19 protein-coding genes and 4 pseudogenes are annotated in these 18,979 nt (G+C 25.7%); 6 read left to right on the plus strand and 17 right to left on the minus strand.

Annotation, left to right across the window (positions count from 1 at the left end; genetic code table 4):
* Positions 1–5: 5 nt before the first annotated feature.
* Positions 6–425 (minus strand): annotated as a pseudogene (locus AACK97_RS06700) (IS30 family transposase); the annotation flags it as partial.
* A gap of 77 nt (positions 426–502) precedes the next feature.
* Between AACK97_RS06700 and AACK97_RS06705 the strand changes: the two are divergent.
* Complete coding sequence (locus AACK97_RS06705) at positions 503–1,447, plus strand: IS30 family transposase (protein WP_338966714.1); 945 nt, start codon at positions 503–505, stop codon at positions 1,445–1,447.
* 27 nt (positions 1,448–1,474) lie between these two features.
* On the opposite strand, the pseudogene AACK97_RS06710 reads toward AACK97_RS06705, so the two are convergent.
* Positions 1,475–1,765, minus strand: a pseudogene (locus AACK97_RS06710) (helix-turn-helix domain-containing protein); the annotation flags it as partial.
* Positions 1,766–1,924: 159 nt separating this feature from the next.
* Here AACK97_RS06710 and AACK97_RS06715 point away from each other — a divergent pair.
* The 4 genes from AACK97_RS06715 (at position 1,925) to AACK97_RS07710 (ending at position 3,962) form a co-directional block, all read left to right on the plus strand.
* Entirely contained in the window at positions 1,925–2,341 is a 417-nt protein-coding gene (locus AACK97_RS06715; protein WP_338967587.1) for a hypothetical protein, read from the plus strand.
* Positions 2,342–2,482: 141 nt separating this feature from the next.
* Positions 2,483–2,806: a hypothetical protein gene (locus AACK97_RS06720; protein WP_338967589.1), complete on the plus strand. Its 324-nt coding sequence runs from the start codon at positions 2,483–2,485 to the stop codon at positions 2,804–2,806.
* Positions 2,807–2,875: 69 nt separating this feature from the next.
* Positions 2,876–3,679, plus strand: a complete 804-nt coding sequence (locus AACK97_RS06725) for a transposase family protein (protein ID WP_338967591.1) — start codon at positions 2,876–2,878, stop codon at positions 3,677–3,679.
* A gap of 103 nt (positions 3,680–3,782) precedes the next feature.
* Positions 3,783–3,962 (plus strand): hypothetical protein, encoded by a 180-nt coding sequence (locus AACK97_RS07710; RefSeq protein WP_422397251.1) that lies wholly within the window; start codon positions 3,783–3,785, stop codon positions 3,960–3,962.
* 148 nt (positions 3,963–4,110) lie between these two features.
* On the opposite strand, the gene AACK97_RS06730 is transcribed toward AACK97_RS07710, so the two are convergent.
* The 4 genes and pseudogenes from AACK97_RS06730 to AACK97_RS06745 form a co-directional block, all read right to left on the minus strand.
* Positions 4,111–5,178: a hypothetical protein gene (locus AACK97_RS06730; RefSeq protein WP_338967593.1), complete on the minus strand. Its 1,068-nt coding sequence runs from the start codon at positions 5,176–5,178 to the stop codon at positions 4,111–4,113.
* A 364-nt stretch (positions 5,179–5,542) separates the two neighbouring features.
* A complete protein-coding gene (locus tag AACK97_RS06735) occupies positions 5,543–5,665 on the minus strand; it encodes a hypothetical protein (RefSeq protein WP_338967594.1) in 123 nt (40 codons plus the stop codon).
* Positions 5,637–6,748, minus strand: a protein-coding gene (locus AACK97_RS06740) for an IS3 family transposase (protein ID WP_338966745.1) whose coding sequence is annotated in 2 segments (ribosomal slippage) — positions 5,637–6,505 and positions 6,505–6,748 — 1,113 coding nt in all. Because the reading frame shifts where the segments join, the coding sequence is not laid out codon by codon here. The genes AACK97_RS06735 and AACK97_RS06740 overlap by 29 nt, the downstream gene beginning before the upstream one ends.
* 54 nt (positions 6,749–6,802) lie before the next feature.
* Positions 6,803–7,228 (minus strand): annotated as a pseudogene (locus tag AACK97_RS06745) (IS30 family transposase); the annotation flags it as partial.
* Positions 7,229–7,314: 86 nt separating this feature from the next.
* On the opposite strand from AACK97_RS06745, the gene AACK97_RS06750 reads away from it, so the two are divergent.
* Complete coding sequence (locus AACK97_RS06750) at positions 7,315–8,259, plus strand: IS30 family transposase (protein ID WP_338966714.1); 945 nt, start codon at positions 7,315–7,317, stop codon at positions 8,257–8,259.
* Between the two features lie 22 nt (positions 8,260–8,281).
* On the opposite strand, the pseudogene AACK97_RS06755 reads toward AACK97_RS06750, so the two are convergent.
* From AACK97_RS06755 to AACK97_RS06805, 11 genes and pseudogenes are all read right to left on the minus strand, one after another.
* Positions 8,282–8,761, minus strand: a pseudogene (locus AACK97_RS06755) (helix-turn-helix domain-containing protein); the annotation flags it as partial.
* 33 nt (positions 8,762–8,794) lie between these two features.
* Positions 8,795–9,139 (minus strand): hypothetical protein, encoded by a 345-nt coding sequence (locus AACK97_RS06760; protein WP_338967599.1) that lies wholly within the window; start codon positions 9,137–9,139, stop codon positions 8,795–8,797.
* Positions 9,105–10,010: a hypothetical protein gene (locus tag AACK97_RS06765; RefSeq protein WP_338967602.1), complete on the minus strand. Its 906-nt coding sequence runs from the start codon at positions 10,008–10,010 to the stop codon at positions 9,105–9,107. Before AACK97_RS06765 ends, AACK97_RS06760 begins: the two co-directional genes overlap by 35 nt.
* Positions 10,011–10,241: 231 nt before the next feature.
* Positions 10,242–11,111, minus strand: coding sequence for a class II fructose-1,6-bisphosphate aldolase (gene fba, locus AACK97_RS06770; RefSeq protein WP_338967604.1), 870 nt, complete (start codon positions 11,109–11,111; stop codon positions 10,242–10,244).
* Positions 11,112–11,136: 25 nt separating this feature from the next.
* Positions 11,137–12,738, minus strand: coding sequence for a CTP synthase (locus tag AACK97_RS06775; protein WP_338967607.1), 1,602 nt, complete (start codon positions 12,736–12,738; stop codon positions 11,137–11,139).
* Between the two features lie 28 nt (positions 12,739–12,766).
* Positions 12,767–13,195 carry a DNA-directed RNA polymerase subunit delta gene (gene rpoE, locus AACK97_RS06780; RefSeq protein ID WP_338967609.1) on the minus strand — a complete coding sequence of 143 codons (429 nt, stop codon included), beginning with the start codon at positions 13,193–13,195 and terminating at the stop codon, positions 12,767–12,769.
* A 19-nt stretch (positions 13,196–13,214) separates the two neighbouring features.
* Positions 13,215–14,438, minus strand: a complete 1,224-nt coding sequence (locus AACK97_RS06785) for an HD domain-containing protein (RefSeq protein ID WP_338967611.1) — start codon at positions 14,436–14,438, stop codon at positions 13,215–13,217.
* Between the two features lies 1 nt (position 14,439).
* The gene (gene gltX / locus AACK97_RS06790) at positions 14,440–15,897 is read right to left on the minus strand and encodes a glutamate--tRNA ligase (RefSeq protein ID WP_338967613.1); all 1,458 of its coding nucleotides are present in this window, start codon (positions 15,895–15,897) and stop codon (positions 14,440–14,442) included.
* A 117-nt stretch (positions 15,898–16,014) separates the two neighbouring features.
* Entirely contained in the window at positions 16,015–17,115 is a 1,101-nt protein-coding gene (gene ychF, locus AACK97_RS06795; protein ID WP_338967615.1) for a redox-regulated ATPase YchF, read from the minus strand.
* A 194-nt stretch (positions 17,116–17,309) separates the two neighbouring features.
* Positions 17,310–18,212: a ParB/RepB/Spo0J family partition protein gene (locus AACK97_RS06800; protein WP_338967617.1), complete on the minus strand. Its 903-nt coding sequence runs from the start codon at positions 18,210–18,212 to the stop codon at positions 17,310–17,312.
* Entirely contained in the window at positions 18,184–18,972 is a 789-nt protein-coding gene (locus AACK97_RS06805) for an AAA family ATPase (protein WP_338967619.1), read from the minus strand. Before AACK97_RS06805 ends, AACK97_RS06800 begins: the two co-directional genes overlap by 29 nt.
* Between the last annotated feature and the right edge of the window lie 7 nt (positions 18,973–18,979).

Genomic DNA, 18,979 nt, shown 5'->3' on the forward strand with positions numbered 1-18,979 from the left:
CACAATTTGTTTTTTATATAAGTGTCCTTTTTAATTTTACATTTCAGGAATTTTGAAATAAATTTTATTATACTTTGTGTAATACTTTCTGCTTTATGATTTTTAGTTTTCAAAGGAATTGTGGTTTTTGATCATATATCAGCTAAAGTAATAATAGAACTTTTATGATCTTTACCAACGATAGTATCTCCCTCTAAATGGCCAAATTCTTGTATATTTTTAATATTTGGAATGATTAAATTTCTTTCATGAATAGATTTACAATTATTAATTCTGCCCCTAGTTTCTTTTTGTTTATGAGGTTTATTTTTGCCTTTTCTCAATAAATTTTTTTCATCAAAACCCATTCGATTTGTTTTAAACATGTTATATAAAGTTTTTGTTGAAATATTTTTTATTTTATTTTTCTTTAAAAAACCTGAAATGTAAAATTAAAAAGGACACTTATATAAAAAACAAATTGTGTTAATTCTATAATTAAGAAAAGAAAGGAATTAGCACAATGTATAAGTATCTGACTATTGAATCAATAATAGCAATAAAAGAATATAAAAGTTATGGATTTTCTATTCGTAAAATAGCAAAAGCAATTGATTATAGTAAATCAACTGTACACAGAGTTTGTAAATTATTAAATCAAAACTTATTACCATTAGAAATATTGAATCAAGTTCAAAAAAATAAACAAAATGCAGGTAGAAAATTAATAATTTTAACTTTAACAGAAATTAATACTATCAATCATTTGTTAATTACTAAAAATTATGCTCTTGATATAATTGCTGATTTTTTAAAGAAAAATAAAATAAAAAATATTTCAACAAAAACTTTATATAACATGTTTAAAACAAATCGAATGGGTTTTGATGAAAAAAATTTATTGAGAAAAGGCAAAAATAAACCTCATAAACAAAAAGAAACTAGGGGCAGAATTAATAATTGTAAATCTATTCATGAAAGAAATTTAATCATTCCAAATATTAAAAATATACAAGAATTTGGCCATTTAGAGGGAGATACTATCGTTGGTAAAGATCATAAAAGTTCTATTATTACTTTAGCTGATATATGATCAAAAACCACAATTCCTTTGAAAACTAAAAATCATAAAGCAGAAAGTATTACACAAAGTATAATAAAATTTATTTCAAAATTAATACCAGGAACAATTAAAACTATTACTTTTGATCGTGGTAAAGAATTTAGTAAATGAAAATTAATTGAAAAAAATTGTAATGTTAAAATTTATTTTGCAGATGCCGGAAAACCTTGTCAAAGAGGTTTAAATGAGAACAATAATGGTATTTTAAGAAGATATTTACCAAAATCTACTGATTTATCTTCATATAAACAAAAAGACTTAAATTCTATAGCATTTCAAATTAATTCTACACCCAGAAAATCATTATCTTATAAAAGACCAATAGATTTAATACAATTATTTTAAAAAACTGTCCCATTTATATTTACAATTCAGGAAATCAGCAATTATATCAAGAGCATAATTTTTAGTAATTAACAAATGATTGATAGTATTAATTTCTGTTAAAGTTAAAATTATTAATTTTCTACCTGCATTTTGTTTATTTTTTTGAACTTGATTCAATATTTCTAATGGTAATAAGTTTTGATTTAATAATTTACAAACTCTGTGTACAGTTGATTTACTATAATCAATTGCTTTTGCTATTTTGCGAATAGAAAATCCATAACTTTTATATTCTTTTATTGCTATTATTGATTCAATAGTCAGATACTTATACATTGTGCTAATTCCTTTCTTTTCTTAATTATAGAATTAACACAATTTGTTTTTTATATAAGTGTCCTTTTTAATTTTACATTTCAGGTTAAAGCATATGATAACCAATTATGAAACGTTACTAGTAATAAACTGCATTTTTATAATGCTAAAGTCGATGTAATGTATGGGGTTAATATTTTTACACTAACTTTTCCACTATATAAAAAGAAAAGTGAAAGCACCAAATATCATTATTCTTTATACGATTTTAACATTTTGAATTCAACGGCTTTTATTGGCGGTGGAATAAGTGGTAATATGCATGACTTAATTCCGACGCCTAACTGTTCTTATTGAGGTTTATTTAATGCCATATCTTGTGGTATTCAGCACGCTTCTGTTAGTATGTTGAATTGACTACTTGGTATTTCAGGGATTAATCTTTTAATTCACCCCCTTGCGGATATTGCCAAAACAACGATTAATTTTACCAAAACCGCCCTTCCGGTGTTTGAAGTTATTCCAGCATTTCAGATGTTATTTGAATTTGTGGTGCCATTAGCAATCTTATTAATGATATTAAAAAAGTTCTCTTAAATTTGCTAGAATAACTTATTAAATGTATAATTTCTTCTTAAAGAAAGGAGGTTTTTTGTTATACGAAAAATTTTATCACTTTTAAATTTAGTTGGGGTAATATTTATCTCTGCGTGTAGTAATAATTTTAAAGAATATAATTTGCAGTTTGCTAGTGTTAAGAATAGTGGTTTAATTTTAATTCCTAAAAATTATGATATGCTTGATTTTACTAAAAGTAATATTTTATTACCTAATTTTCCAGCACTACAAAAACAATTTTATGTTTATAATTCAGAATTTACTAATCTTTATAACAAAAATGGTGTTTTTAAAAAAATAAATGGTTACCGGGTTGATAGTTCTACTTACGATGTCCGTAGTTATTGGCTTGACGAAATTGTTAATGTTAAAATTTCATTTAAAAAAGTTTCAGGTGTTTATCGTATAATTTCCTTTTTTGCTGAAATGCCTAATAAAAATTAGTAATTTAATAAATATTTTTGAAAATCGTGTTTTTTGTAATACGATTTTCTTAATTTAAGGAGTTTAAAAATGAAATATATTATTTCCCAAGCTGATTTAGCCGATTTAAAAGCAAAAATCCAAAGTTGACTAAGTGCTAATTGCCGTAATCCTTATTACTATAAAACTAAAAAACGTATTACTGCCTATTTAAATTTATGTACTTATTTCTATATTGAAGAAACTACTTTAACAAAACTTATTAAAAAATATTTTAAGAATGCAACGAAAACCTTTTATCGTTGGGCAGAAAAAATTATGACCGCTTATTATTCTGACAATTTAAATTTGTTATTGTTTAAAACTACAAAACCACAAAATCTTAATTATCAATATAGTTTAAATTCTCGCAAAAAAGTATGTGATTTATATTTTGATTATAAAAATCTTCAAGCTGGCGGAATCTGGTCTTTATTTAACAATTTAAAAATCGGTTTTCACAATATTAAAAATTCAGAAGTTCCTAAAAACATCAAAACCTTTTATAGTTGAATTAAATCTGACCCTCGTTGAAAAGAATTAAAACAGCAAATCAAACAAACAAAACGCCATTTTAAGCGTTATGAAGTCTCCGAAATTGGTCTTTTACAAATGGATGCCAAAATTATTACCACATCAAATTTTCCGGTTGATAAAAAATATTATATTTATGATTTCATTGACGAAATGACACGCATAGTATTTGGCTATGTTTATGATAGTTTAGGAACTAACAATGCCATTAATGCTGTGCAAAGAGCAATGAAAGATTTTCGTGAACTTGGGATAACCATTAAACGCCTTCGTACTGACAACGCTCCGGAATTTACTACTACTAACTGAAGTAATAAATAAAAAAACATACAAAGTAAAAGAAAGGCCTTTTACAACCTTTCTTTCGAGGAATGGAATTGTCCACGAAAACACACCGATTCGTTCGCCACAGAGTAACGGTAAAATCGAGCGGTTTCATAAACATTATACCAAATTATTTTATTCTAAGGATACAAAATTAAACCAAAATGAACTTCAACATTATTTAAACAAATGTTATTACTTTTATAACTTTGAGCGTCGTCATTCATCTTTAAATACTAAAACCCCATTTCAAACATTACAAAAATTTTTAACAAAGTAGCTTCTAGAAGTTTGAATAATTATTTTTTACAAAGTATTTAACTTGTTGTTTCAGTTGTGATTAAATTGATTACTCCTAAAATAATTAATATTTTTTTCATTATTGTTATTTTCCTTTTTTTAGTTGGTTTATTATTTTTTAAATATTATTATCAATTAAGCGACTCTATTGAAACAGTATAATTAACATTTATATTTCCAATATAAAAACTTAAATTATTTGATTTAATTTGAGCACTAGTCAAAGTAATATTTAAAATATTAATTTTATTTATATCTATACTAGGATATAGTTCTTTTAATTTATCCTTGATTTGTTGCTCTGTTGGATTAGATAAATTACTAGTTTTAAATTCACCTAAAGTGGTATTTGTAATAATTTTATTTAAATTAACATTAGATAAAAAATTAACTTTTGCACTACCACTTAAAAGGTCTTTTCTTTTAAAAGTTATTTCTGCATTTTCAAATGTTATATCTTTAATTTCAAAATCATCTATAACATTTTCTAATTTTCTATTTAATTCTTTTAATTTATCTTTAATTTGCTGTTCCGTTGGTTTATGAAGTCCATCAGTTCTAATTAAGCCTAATTCCTTTTTTTCAATATATAATCTTAGTGGTATAGAATAATTAAAATTTATTTCACCAGTATAAATACTTGTATCAATTGAGGTAATTTTGCCCCCATATAGGTGAGTTTTTTCAATTTTGATTTTATTAATATCTAACTGCGGATTTAATTGTTTTAAAAAATGTTTAAATAAAGCTTCATCATAATTATCACCACCAAAGTTATTTATATCAATTTCTCCTAAATCAGTATTTTTAATAATTATATTTATTGGTACAGACTTATCAACTGTAAAATCAATTGTTAGTTTACCACTAAAACCAGTTATACTAATTACTGCACTATTTACAGTAATATTTTCAACTTTAATTTTTGTTATATCTACTGACTGATTTTTTTCTTTTACTCTATTTTTGATTTGTTCCTCTGTTGGTTTATCGGCTCCATAAGTTTTAAATACATGTTTAGTTTTATCATTTTCTGTGTTTCTTTTATTTCTTATTTTAGTTAAGTGCGTTCAATTTAATTCATCTAAATCACCAACTTTTTTAATTTCTTTTTGTAATGAACTAGTAGCAATAACAGTTGGCACCGTACTACTAGCAATCGCAATTGTTCCTAATAATTCTAAAAGTTTTTTCATATTAATTAAATTCCTTTCATAAATTTTTACTAATTAATAAAATTATCGAACAATCAACACCATTCTCCAAATGTTAATCTGTAGTCTTTTTAACTTGGAATTTAATTATAAAATATTTTTTTTAAAAATTCTAATTATTAAATCATTTAAAGTTTGATTCTTTGTTTCAGTAAAAAATAAATACCCAAAAAATAATTTCTCCTTTTTTAAGGACGCATAAAGTTTTGTTAGGTGGGAAAAGCTTTAAATAATTTTGAAAGAAAAATAATTACAATTTAATTATCATTTTATTTGAAAAATAAGTAATAAAACAAAATATTTAATATTAACAAACCTGAATTGTAAATATAAATGGGACAGTTTTTTAAAATAATTGTATTAAATCTATTGGTCTTTTATAAGATAATGATTTTCTGGGTGTAGAATTAATGGATTGGCAACCCTTTTTAGGACACTTTTTATGTAGACTGGTATTTTCTAAATTCAACGGGAGTTAAATAATTTAAACTGCCATGAATTCGAATATTGTTATATCAATTAACAAAATCAAATAGTTCGCATTTTAGTTGTGTTAAGTTTGCAAATTTTTTACCGTTAATAAATTCGGTTTTAAAGGTTTTGTAAGTTGCTTCAGCAACAGCATTATCATATGGGCATCCTTTGGAGCTTAATGATCTTTTAATTTTAAAGGTTATTAAAATTTCATCAATAATTTTATTTTTAAACTCATTACCACGATCAGTATGAAATAAAGTTATTTTATTTAATGGTCGTGTTATCTTGTGAAAAGCTTGTTGAACTAATTCAGCAGTTTTATTTGGCCCAGCACTATAGCCAATTACTTCGCGATTAAACAAGTCAATTAATAAACAAATATAATGTCATTTAGTGCCAACTTGAACATATGTTAAATCACTAACAACAACTTCATTTGGTTTTTTGTCATTAAATTGACGATTTAAAACATTATTAATTTCGTCATTATTAACTGTTTTTTTATGATTACAATATTTTAACTTGGTGTATTTAGAAACCAAATTATTTTTGATCATAATGAATCGGATTTTTCGTCGTGATAAAATGATATTTTTTCTTATTAAAACAGCTTTAATTTTACGAGCACCATAAATCTTGCGACTTTTATTAAATGCACTGATAACTTCTTGTTCATAATTATTAACATCAAACTTGGTGCATTTATTAGTTTGATAATAATATGTTGATTTTAGTAAACCTAAAATCTTACATATTTTCCTCACTGAATATTTATTTTTGTTGTTATTAATTATTGTTATTTTTTCCCGATTATCAGTGCTGCTTGCTTTAAAATGTCATTTTCCATCCGTAATTGTTGGTTTTCTTTTCGCAAGTAAATTAATTCATTTTCTTCGACAGTGCGATTATCTTTTGCTTTAAATGACCCAGAATTATTATAATTTTTAATTCAACTATAAATAGTTGGTTTTGGTAAATTATATTCTTTCCCTAAATTAATAACACTTTTGTCATTTTTGTATAGCATTACAATTTGTTTTTTAAATTCTTCAGAGTATGAGGTTTTATTTCCCATTTTTATATTCCTTCTTTCTTAATAATTTTGAAGTCTATATAATTATGGTCCAACTTATTGTAGCCTATCCATAATTTGAAATGCTATAGAATTTAAGTCTTTTTGTTTATATGAAGATAAATCAGTAGATTTTGGTAAATATCTTCTTAAAATACCATTATTGTTCTCATTTAAACCTCTTTGACAAGGTTTTCCGGCATCTGCAAAATAAATTTTAACATTACAATTTTTTTCAATTAATTTTCATTTACTAAATTCTTTACCACGATCAAAAGTAATAGTTTTAATTGTTCCTGGTATTAATTTTGAAATAAATTTTATTATACTTTGTGTAATACTTTCTGCTTTATGATTTTTAGTTTTCAAAGGAATTGTGGTTTTTGATCATATATCAGCTAAAGTAATAATAGAACTTTTATGATCTTTACCAACGATAGTATCTCCCTCTAAATGGCCAAATTCTTGTATATTTTTAATATTTCCTGAAATGTAAAATTAAAAAGGACACTTATATAAAAAACAAATTGTGTTAATTCTATAATTAAGAAAAGAAAGGAATTAGCACAATGTATAAGTATCTGACTATTGAATCAATAATAGCAATAAAAGAATATAAAAGTTATGGATTTTCTATTCGTAAAATAGCAAAAGCAATTGATTATAGTAAATCAACTGTACACAGAGTTTGTAAATTATTAAATCAAAACTTATTACCATTAGAAATATTGAATCAAGTTCAAAAAAATAAACAAAATGCAGGTAGAAAATTAATAATTTTAACTTTAACAGAAATTAATACTATCAATCATTTGTTAATTACTAAAAATTATGCTCTTGATATAATTGCTGATTTTTTAAAGAAAAATAAAATAAAAAATATTTCAACAAAAACTTTATATAACATGTTTAAAACAAATCGAATGGGTTTTGATGAAAAAAATTTATTGAGAAAAGGCAAAAATAAACCTCATAAACAAAAAGAAACTAGGGGCAGAATTAATAATTGTAAATCTATTCATGAAAGAAATTTAATCATTCCAAATATTAAAAATATACAAGAATTTGGCCATTTAGAGGGAGATACTATCGTTGGTAAAGATCATAAAAGTTCTATTATTACTTTAGCTGATATATGATCAAAAACCACAATTCCTTTGAAAACTAAAAATCATAAAGCAGAAAGTATTACACAAAGTATAATAAAATTTATTTCAAAATTAATACCAGGAACAATTAAAACTATTACTTTTGATCGTGGTAAAGAATTTAGTAAATGAAAATTAATTGAAAAAAATTGTAATGTTAAAATTTATTTTGCAGATGCCGGAAAACCTTGTCAAAGAGGTTTAAATGAGAACAATAATGGTATTTTAAGAAGATATTTACCAAAATCTACTGATTTATCTTCATATAAACAAAAAGACTTAAATTCTATAGCATTTCAAATTAATTCTACACCCAGAAAATCATTATCTTATAAAAGACCAATAGATTTAATACAATTATTTTAAAAAACTGTCCCATTTATATTTACAATTCAGGAATGATTAAATTTCTTTCATGAATAGATTTACAATTATTAATTCTGCCCCTAGTTTCTTTTTGTTTATGAGGTTTATTTTTGCCTTTTCTCAATAAATTTTTTTCATCAAAACCCATTCGATTTGTTTTAAACATGTTATATAAAGTTTTTGTTGAAATATTTTTTATTTTATTTTTCTTTAAAAAATCAGCAATTATATCAAGAGCATAATTTTTAGTAATTAACAAATGATTGATAGTATTAATTTCTGTTAAAGTTAAAATTATTAATTTTCTACCTGCATTTTGTTTATTTTTTTGAACTTGATTCAATATTTCTAATGGTAATAAGTTTTGATTTAATAATTTACAAACTCTGTGTACAGTTGATTTACTATAATCAATTGCTTTTGCTATTTTACGAATAGAAAATCCATAACTTTTATATTCTTTTATTGCTATTATTGATTCAATAGTCAGATACTTATACATTGTGCTAATTCCTTTCTTTTCTTAATTATAGAATTAACACAATTTGTTTTTTATATAAGTGTCCTTTTTAATTTTACATTTCAGGTTATTCGGTGTTAATAATCATTGACTAACTAACTCGGCAAATTGCTCATTTCAATCAGTAAACTTGCCATAACGACTATCAACAAATAATTTTGATACTAAAGCACTTATTAAGGTACTACGATTAATTTCCAAAAATTCATTATTATCTTCTACTTTTCAAACATTAATATTGGCAGAATTAAAACCTAATTTTTCACCAATAAAACGAATAAATTCATTAGATGCTGAAAAATTACTTGGTTGAACTTTATAACCTCTAATTAATATTATTATTAATATTTTTATAATCAACTTGTGAAAACCAATTGTTTAAAAAATAATTGCTTTCATTATTAGTAACTTTATTTAGTAAAATGTTTTTATTTAATTGTTCAGGTAAAAACGATAAAGCAAATTCTAACATATGCCCATATTCATGAATAACACCCGTAATAATATTATTAGATACTCAATGACCTAACTGATAATTTTCAAAAACAACATTTTTACTTAAAATATTTGAATCTAAAGCAATAAACTGATAGCCATAAAAACTATTTAATACTGTAATCCCTAAAACTCCTGAATAGCGTTTTTGGATATTATTAGTAAAAACAAGAGTAAACAGTCAACGCTTAATATTTTCAATACCATAATATTTACTTAGATAATTATATAAACTTAATAAATGTTGTTCTTCGCTACCAACAACATTAATAATAGAATTAAAATCTAACAGCGGATAATAATTATGGCGTAATATTGTTGTTCTAATTTTAGCAATTAATGTTGTTAAAGAAGGAAAATAACCTGATTCATTTTGTAATTGTTTAGTATTATGGATAAACTTATCATACGCCAATTTACTATTTTCCGAAACTTTTAATATTTCTTCATAACAAGACCTTAATGATGCTATTTCTTGAGATTGAAAATAATATTTTCTAACCATCTTTGCATACTGCATAATAACTTCCATACCAATAACATCATCACTATTCACATCTAAATATTGACTACGATTTTTATCTCTTATTATTAGTTCGTTACGATTATTGGGTTCAAAAGCACAACGATAACCAGTTAAAAGATTTTCATTATCCTCATTAACAAGATATAGTGGTTTTACAAAACTAATACTTACTAATAAATAAATATTAAAAAAACTAATCATTTTTCACATTACAATTATCTCCTAAAATATTTTTAAAGTTTACAAGTGATAGTTTAATATCCTTTAATATAAAATATTTTATCACATAATTTTAAAAAGTATTATTTGATAGTAAATCAATATTAAAAGTTTTACTTTTCAATTAACTGATTTATCCTTTATCTGGATTATGGATTATGATAAATAAAAAAAGAACGCCTTTAAAGGCGTTCTTTTAATACATTAATATTCTTTTTTAAATTAAGCTTTACCTAAACTACCAAACTCTGCTAATAATTGTTTCGCTTTATTCTCAACAGCAACAGTTCCCGAATTTAATAATTTTCGCGGATCATAACCTTTACCCACTTGATCTTTTTCAGCAATAATATACTGTCGGGTTGCTTGTTGAAATTCTAATTGTAATTCCGTATTAACATTAATTTTACTAATTCCTAAACTAATCGCTTGTTTAATTTGTTCCATATCAATTCCCGAACCACCGTGTAATACTAGTGGTAAAGAAATATTTTCAGAAATATTTTTTAACAAATCTAATTTTAAACCGTCCCAATTTTTAGGATATGGACCATGAATATTGTTAATTCCGGCAGCTAAAAAATCAACCGCCAAGTTTTTCATTGCTTGACATTCATCAAGGGTTGCTAATTCGCCCGTACCAATAACACCATCTTCTTCACCACCAATAGTTCCCACTTCGGCCTCAACAGCAACATTTTTACGATGAGCATAATCTACTACTTGGGCAGTTAATTTTAAATTTTCAGCAAGAGGATGATGACTACCATCAAACATTACTGAAGAAAAACCAGCATCAATCGCTGCAATACACGATTCAACAGTTTGACCGTGGTCTAAATGTAATGCTACGGGAACAGTCACCTTAATGAAATCCATTAGATTAGTAACTAATCCATAAACCGTTTTAACTCCCCCCATATATTTAATTGCCCCTTCGGATACTCCTAAAATTACTGGACTATTAGTTTCTTGTACTGCTTTTAAAATTGCTTTAATTCATTCTAAATTATTAATATTAAAATGCGCAATTGCATAATTTTCTTTTCTCGCTTTTTGCAACATTGCTGTTGGATTAACTAATTTTGTCATTTCTATCCTCCAAGATTAAAATTTGTTAATATGCTTTAATTACTGCTTCAATAAATCCAATAAATAATGGATTTGATTTGCTTGGTCGGGAAGTAAATTCAGGATGAAATTGACTACCAATAAAAAACGGATGGTTCTTTAATTCAATAATTTCCACTAAAGATTGTTCTTTATACATACCACTAAAAATAATTCCTTTTTCTTTAAATAAATCCAAATAATCATTATTTACTTCGTAACGATGCCGATGGCGTTCTTGGATAACCTTCTTCTTGTATAATTTCGAAACATGCGTTTTATCTTCAATAGTAATATCATAATTTCCTAGTCGCAATGTACCACCAACATGATCAGTTGAGTTTTTTCCTCTAATTAAATGTAATATCGGATTTTTACATTCAGGAAAAAACTCCTCAGAATGAGCATCTGGTAATTTACAAACATCTTGGCCAAATTCAATTAATGCCGTTTGCATGCCTAAACAAATGCCAAAATAAGGAATATGATGTTTTCTAGCATACTTAGCAGCTAATATTTTTCCTTCAATGCCCCGATAACCAAACCCACCAGGTACAACAATACCTTTACAATGTTTAAAAATATCTTCATAATTATTTTCATCAATATCATTGGCACTAATTCATTGCACTTTAACTTCAACACCTTTTTCATAACCAGCTAACTTTAATGACTCTAAAACTGATAAATACGCATCCGGTAATTCAATATACTTACCAACTAAATAAATTGTAATAACTTTATTTTTAGCATCACTAGCTTTTTGTAAAAACAATTTTAATTTCTTTAAATTATTATGTTTAATTTTTAAATGTAGCAACGAAGCAAGCGTTGTTAAAATATCTTGTTCATAAAGAACAATTGGTACTTTATAAATATTATCCACATCATAAGCACTAAAAACAGCATTACGATTAACATTACAAAATAAAGAAATTTTATCAATTAATTGTGCTGATAATTCTTGTTCACTACGAGCAAGAACAATATCTGGTTGAATTCCTAACGACAATAATTCTTTAACTGAATGTTGAACTGGCTTTGTTTTAAATTCACCACTAGCAGCAATAAATGGTACTAAAGCAACATGAATAAATAACACATTTTCTTTCCCTTTTTCCATTCTTATTTGCCGAATCGTTTCAATAAATGGTAATGACTCAATATCACCAACTGTGCCCCCAATTTCACCAATAATAATATCGGCTTTACTAACAGTTGACGCTAAATAAATCTTATTCTTAATAATATCTGTTAAATGCGGTACTACTTGAACTGTTTTACCTTCATAATCACCATTCCGCTCTTTTTCAATTACTTCTAAATATGCTTTACCAGCAGTAATTGATGAATAGCAAGTCAAATTTTCATCAATAAAGCGTTCATAATGACCTAAATCTAAATCAGTCTCACTACCATCAGCAGTAACAAAAACCTCACCATGCTCATAGGGATTCATTGTTCCTGGATCAACATTAATATATGGATCAAATTTTTGCATAAAAACCTTTAATCCACTATCTTTTAAAATATGACCAATTGAAGCGCCAGCAATTCCCTTACCTAAACTGGAAACTACACCACCCGTAATAAAAATATATTTTGTCATTATAATTCACCTTCTTTAACTCTAACAACTAGTTATTTTCTTCTATTTCTTTTTCAATTTCATCTCAATCAACTTCATCTTCTTCATCATCGCTATCAATTTCTAATTCATCTTCTTCATCATCAATACTTTCTTCAAAAGTATCATCAACTTCATCAATAATTTCAGTAACTTCTAATTTCTTAGGATCAATATCATCATTAATAGCAAATAAAAATTCTAATTGTTTCTTAATTTCATCATACTTATAATCTTGTCGTAACCCCCATTCCTTATCCTGAATTAACAAAAAACGATTATCCAATACCATATCAGTATATAAATTAACCATTTCTTTTGCTTCAGCTTCAATTGGTGTTTCCTTGGCAATCTTAACATAATCATAAATTTCTTTAAAACCAGCGTGTTTTCGCTTAATAAGAAATTCATATGCCAGATTAACTAAAGACTTATTCATATATTATCTCCTTCTAAATCTATGTTTGTACTAAAACTTCTTTTGGTAATAATACATATTGTTGTTTTTCAACTTGTTTACTACTTTGTTCATTAGTATTAATCAATTTAGATTTTTTTTCTAAATTAAATACTAGATCATTTTTATTAACTAATTTAATTGGTTGCTCCATTAAGTTTTGCTGATATAATGTTGGCTGATTAAATTCTTCAATAATTAAATAATAATCTAAATCATAATTTCCTGCAACTAACAATTTTTGATAGTTTTTTAAATCATTAGCATTGACATTAGGAATTAATTTAAAAAATCTTCGATTAACAATGCGGTCTGTTAAATCTTGCAAAATATTATCTTCTTCTTTAGCTAATAAACTAAAAAGACTCATTAAACTATAATCATCAAGTTGTAAATAATGACTTACATTTAATTGTTCGGAATTATTTTCTTGTAATAAAGGTACAACTAAAGCAATATCAGTTTTAAACTTAAAATTTTTTGTAAATAAATATTTTAAGCGTTTAAAAATATTTACTAATAAATAATCAAAACTAATGCCAACTTTATGATTATAAATTTGCCAATACATATGATAACGACCTAACAAATAATTTTCAATTGCAAATAATGCTTTTTCATCATAAACAATTTCATTATTAATAATTCGTAAATTTTCCATAATTCAATCAATATCAAAATTTCCATATTCAACACCTGTATGATAAGAATCTCTTAACAAATAATCCATCCGATCACAATCAAGTTGGGAACTTACTAATGATAAAAGAATTTTATTAGGATGGGTTTTAGCAATAATTTGACAAACAGCTTGCACATCAATATTAAATGCTTTTAAAACTTGATTAATTTGCGATTGTTCATTTTGAATAATGGTAATTGTTCATTGTTCATGATTAATTGGCGAAACTTTTTCAAAACTATGAGAAAAAGGGCCATGCCCTAAATCATGTAATAAACCAGCAATTTTTGTTAAAGTTTTTTCTTCATTAGATACATTATCAAAACTAGAATTTCTAAAAATTTTATCAATTAAATAATAAACTCCTAATGAATGACTAAAGCGATTATGAACAGCACTAGGAAAAACAAATTGTCCACCACCTAATTGCAAAATTCTTCTTAAGCGTTGAAACTCTTTACTATTAATTAAAGCAATAATAACTGATTCTTGAACATTAATATTACCATAAATACTATCACGAACCATTCATTGACTCATCATCTTACCTCGCCCTATTAAATATTTCTAATATTTCATTAATATTATTCATTACTTTTTTTTGACCTAAAAGTTTAATTGTTTTTACTAATTGTGGTCCTACCATTCGTTTTGAACTAGCAATTCTAATTGGCATCAATAAGTCTTTACCTTTAAGATTTTGTTCTTTTTTAATTGTAGTAATAATACCATTAATACTATCATCATCTCATTGCTTTAAATTTTGAATTAATTGCTTAAAATTATTAATGACTAATAAAACATCATTAGTTTTTAAATATTCAATAACTTCCGTAGCCACAATATCATCTTCAATAAACATCGCAACTAAACCACTTATTTGTTGTCCATAAATTAATTCTTGCTGATACAAAGCAACTACTTCTTGTCATCAAACTAACGGATATGCTTTTATTTCATAAACTTTACATAAAAATGGCAAACATAATTCTCAGTAAGCAATCGCATCTAATTTTTGAATATACTTATTATTAATTCAATTAAGTTTATTAACATCAAACAAACTACTAGATTTACTAAAACGATTTTTATCAAAAATAGCAATTAATTGCGATATTGAATAAATTTCTTGCGTATCTGGTGGTGATCAACCTAATAAAACAAAAAAATTAAATAACGCTGCTGGTAAATATCCTAATTCGCGATACTGACTAATAAATTGTACAATTGTTCCATCGCGTTTTGACAATTTTTTCCGATTTTCATTAACAATTAATGGTAAATGACCAAAAATTGGTGGTGTTCAATTAAAAGCTTCATAGACTACTAATTGCTTTGGAGTATTAGATAAATGCTCCTCACCTCGTAAAACATGACTAATTTTCATTAAATAATCATCAATAACAACAGCAAAATTATAAGTCGCCACCCCATTTGATTTAATAATAACAAAATCACTAATATCTTTACTAGCAAATATTACTTCTTTTCGTACCAAATCATTAAGAATATAAGATTTATTTTCTGGAATTCGGATTCTAATACTTGGTTTAATCCCTAAAACTTCTTTTGCTTTAATATCACTAATAGAAAGACTTCAACATTTACCATCATAACTTGGCGCTATTCCTTGATCAATTTGCTTTTGTTTCACTTGACTTAATTGTTCTGCTGAACAATAACAATAATATGCTAAATTATTAGTAACAAGCTCATTAGCATATTTAATATAAATTTGTAAGCGCTCAGTTTGTTGATATGGACCAAAATTACCTAATGTATCAATAGTTTCATCAATAACAATATTTAATCATCGCAAATTATCTAATTGTGACGCAATACCACCACTAACATTTCGTTCTAAATCAGTATCTTCAATTCGCACAATAAATGTGCCATTATAATGTTTAGCAAATAGATAATTAAAAATTGCTGTTCTGGCACCACCAATATGTAAATATCCTGTTGGACTAGGTGCATAGCGTAATCGTATTTTCTTCATCCATTATCTCCATTTCTTTTAATATATAAAAAAATAAATTAGTTTTTAACTACTAATTTATTTTACACTATAATAATTACTTTATTGTACATAAAAATGCTCAATAACTTAAAGACTTTAAACATTAAAACGGAAATAACAAATATCACCATCAGAAACTAAATAATTTTTCCCTTCAAATCGTAACTTTCCTGACAATTTAACGGCATTCTCACTACCATATTTAACTAAATCATCATAACTATAAACTTCTAATTTAATAAAACCACGAGAAATATCAGTATGAATAATACTAGCACATTCAACAGCTTCCATACCACTTTTAAATGTTCAAGCACGAACTTCTTTCTTACCAGCTGTAAAAAATGTTGATAAACCTAATGTGCGATATGTTTTTGAAATCATCTGATCTAAGCCTGATGTTTCTAAATTTAATGATTTTAAAAACTCTTCTTTATCATTATCTTCTAACGATGAAATTTCTAATTCTGTTTTTGCACAAATAACAATAACTTGTGATTTCTCAGCAATAGCATAATCCTTAACTTTTTCAACTCACTTATTAGTTTTATCCACTAAATCTTTTTCACTAATATTTGCAATATACAAAATTGGTTTACTAGTTAAAAAACTATAATGTTTAATCAAATTAACTTCTTCAACTGTTAATTCTAAACGCCGAATCGGTTTACCATCAAATAACGCTTCTTTAATTTTCTTTAATAAATTAATTTCTTTCAGTAAAACTGGATTTTTATCATTTTTAACAAGTTTTTCTAATTTTTGTAATATTTTAATAACGATATCATAATCTGCTAAAATTAATTCTAAATTAATAATTTCAATATCTCTAATCGGATCAATCGTAGTTTCAACATGATTAACATTACTATCATCAAAACAACGCACAACTTCACAAATCGCATCAACTTCACGAATATGACCTAAAAACTTATTACCTAAACCAAGGCCTAATGATGCCCCTTTAACAAGTCCCGCAATATCTGTAAACTCAAAATTATTAGCAATAACTTTCTCAGGTTGAAAAATTTCTTCCAACTTATTAAGTCTACTATCGGGTACTTTAACAATACCAACATTAGGATTAATCGTTGTGAAAGGATAATTTGCAGCTTCAACTTTAGAATTGGTAATGGCATTAAATAATGTTGATTTTCCAACATTAGGTAATCCAACAATTCCTGCTTTTAAAGACATAATTTCTTTATTCCTCTTTCATATTTAATATTTAATTAATAAAAATAAATAAAATGCTAATAGTATAAAATATTAATTTCCTAAAACAAATATTTATCTATTAATTATACCAATAATCTTAATAAAATCGCAATTTTTCTATTATTTAGAAAAATTTAAAATCTGATTTATTTTACAGAAAATTATTTAATAATTTAAATAATTTTAAGAACTTCCAAAATGCGATTCAAATCTTTATCATTATAAAACTTAATGATAATACGATTATCATCAATGACAACCTTAGTTCCTAAAATTCTAATCATTTTTTCAGCGACAGGTGCATATTCTCACTTTGGCAAAACACCAACTTTTTGTTCATTTTTATCTTTCTTACCAATTTGTAATTGATAGGCCCGAACAATATCTTCAACCTTTCTAGATGTTAAATTTTCTTTAAAAATGCGTTCACTTAAACGAGAAACTAATTCCATATCATCTTGTAAAGCTAATAATGGCTTCACCTGCCCCATCGTTAATTGACCATTTAAAACATAATCTTGGATTTTTTGCGGTAAATTTAAAATTCGCATAATATTAGCAATATGTGACCGTGACTTTCCGACTTGCATTGCCACTTCACCTTGCGTTAAGTTTAATTTATTCATTAAATCACGATATGCTTGTGCCTCTTCAATGGTATTTAAATCAACTCTTTGAATATTCTCAATTAAAGCAATTTCCATCATTTGTTTATCAGATAAATTAATAATAATTGCTGGAATATGAGTTAATCCGACCTTTTTACAAGCCCGCATTCTTCTTTCTCCCGCAACAACTTCATAACCATTAATTGATTTCTTAACAATAATTGGTTGAATAACCCCATGCTTAACAATTGATTGTCCTAATTGTGTAATCTCAGCATCATCAAAAACAATTCGTGGTTGATAAGGATTACTACGAATTTCATCTAATGAAATTTTAACCGCATTTTGCTTAATTTCATCATTGGCTTCAATTTCACTAATTAAATCATTAATTTCTTCACCAAAAATCTTATCTAATCCTTTAACCGATAATCTTTTTTTAGTTATTAATTTGTTGTTCTGTGCCATTATTTAGCAATACCTCCTTAACTAGTTCCATATAAGCAATTGCCCCCGATGAATTTTCGGCATAACTAAAAATATCATCCCCATTTGATGGCGCTTCCGATATTTTAATATTTCGCGGAATATAAGTTTTATATACTTTCTCTTTAAAATACTTTTGTGCTTCTTGCATTACTTCATACGATAACTTTGTTCTAGTATCAAACATTGTTAATAAAATACCTTCAATAGTTAAATTTTTATTACTTCTTTGTTGAACAAATCTAATTGAAGTTAACAATTGCGTTAATCCTTCTAAAGCATAATATTCAGCTTGAATCGGAATAATTACCGTATTAGATGCACTTAACGCATTACGATTTAATAATCCTAATGATGGTGGGCAATCAATAATAATATAATGATAATTATTAAGAATACCTTTTAACTTATCCAACAAAATATTTTGCTTATCCTTAGATTGTTCTAATAAATGTAAATCAGCACTTGCTAATGATAATGTTGCTGGTGCTAAATCAACATTTTGACAAACATTTTTTTGAATAATTTCACTAAGAGCAATATCATTAACTAAAACATCAAACATACACCTTTCAATTTTACTTTTATCAGCACCAATTCCTGTTGTACTATTTCCTTGTGGATCTAAATCAATCAGCAAAACTTTTTGTCCATATCTGCCCAAACCAGCAGCAAGATTTATTGATGTTGTCGTTTTGCCAACACCACCTTTTTGATTAGCAATTGCAATTACTTTAGCCATAAATTTT

The organism is Spiroplasma endosymbiont of Lonchoptera lutea (genome assembly GCF_964019715.1).
Taxonomy (GTDB): Bacteria; Bacillota_I; Bacilli_A; order Mycoplasmatales; family Nriv7; genus Nriv7.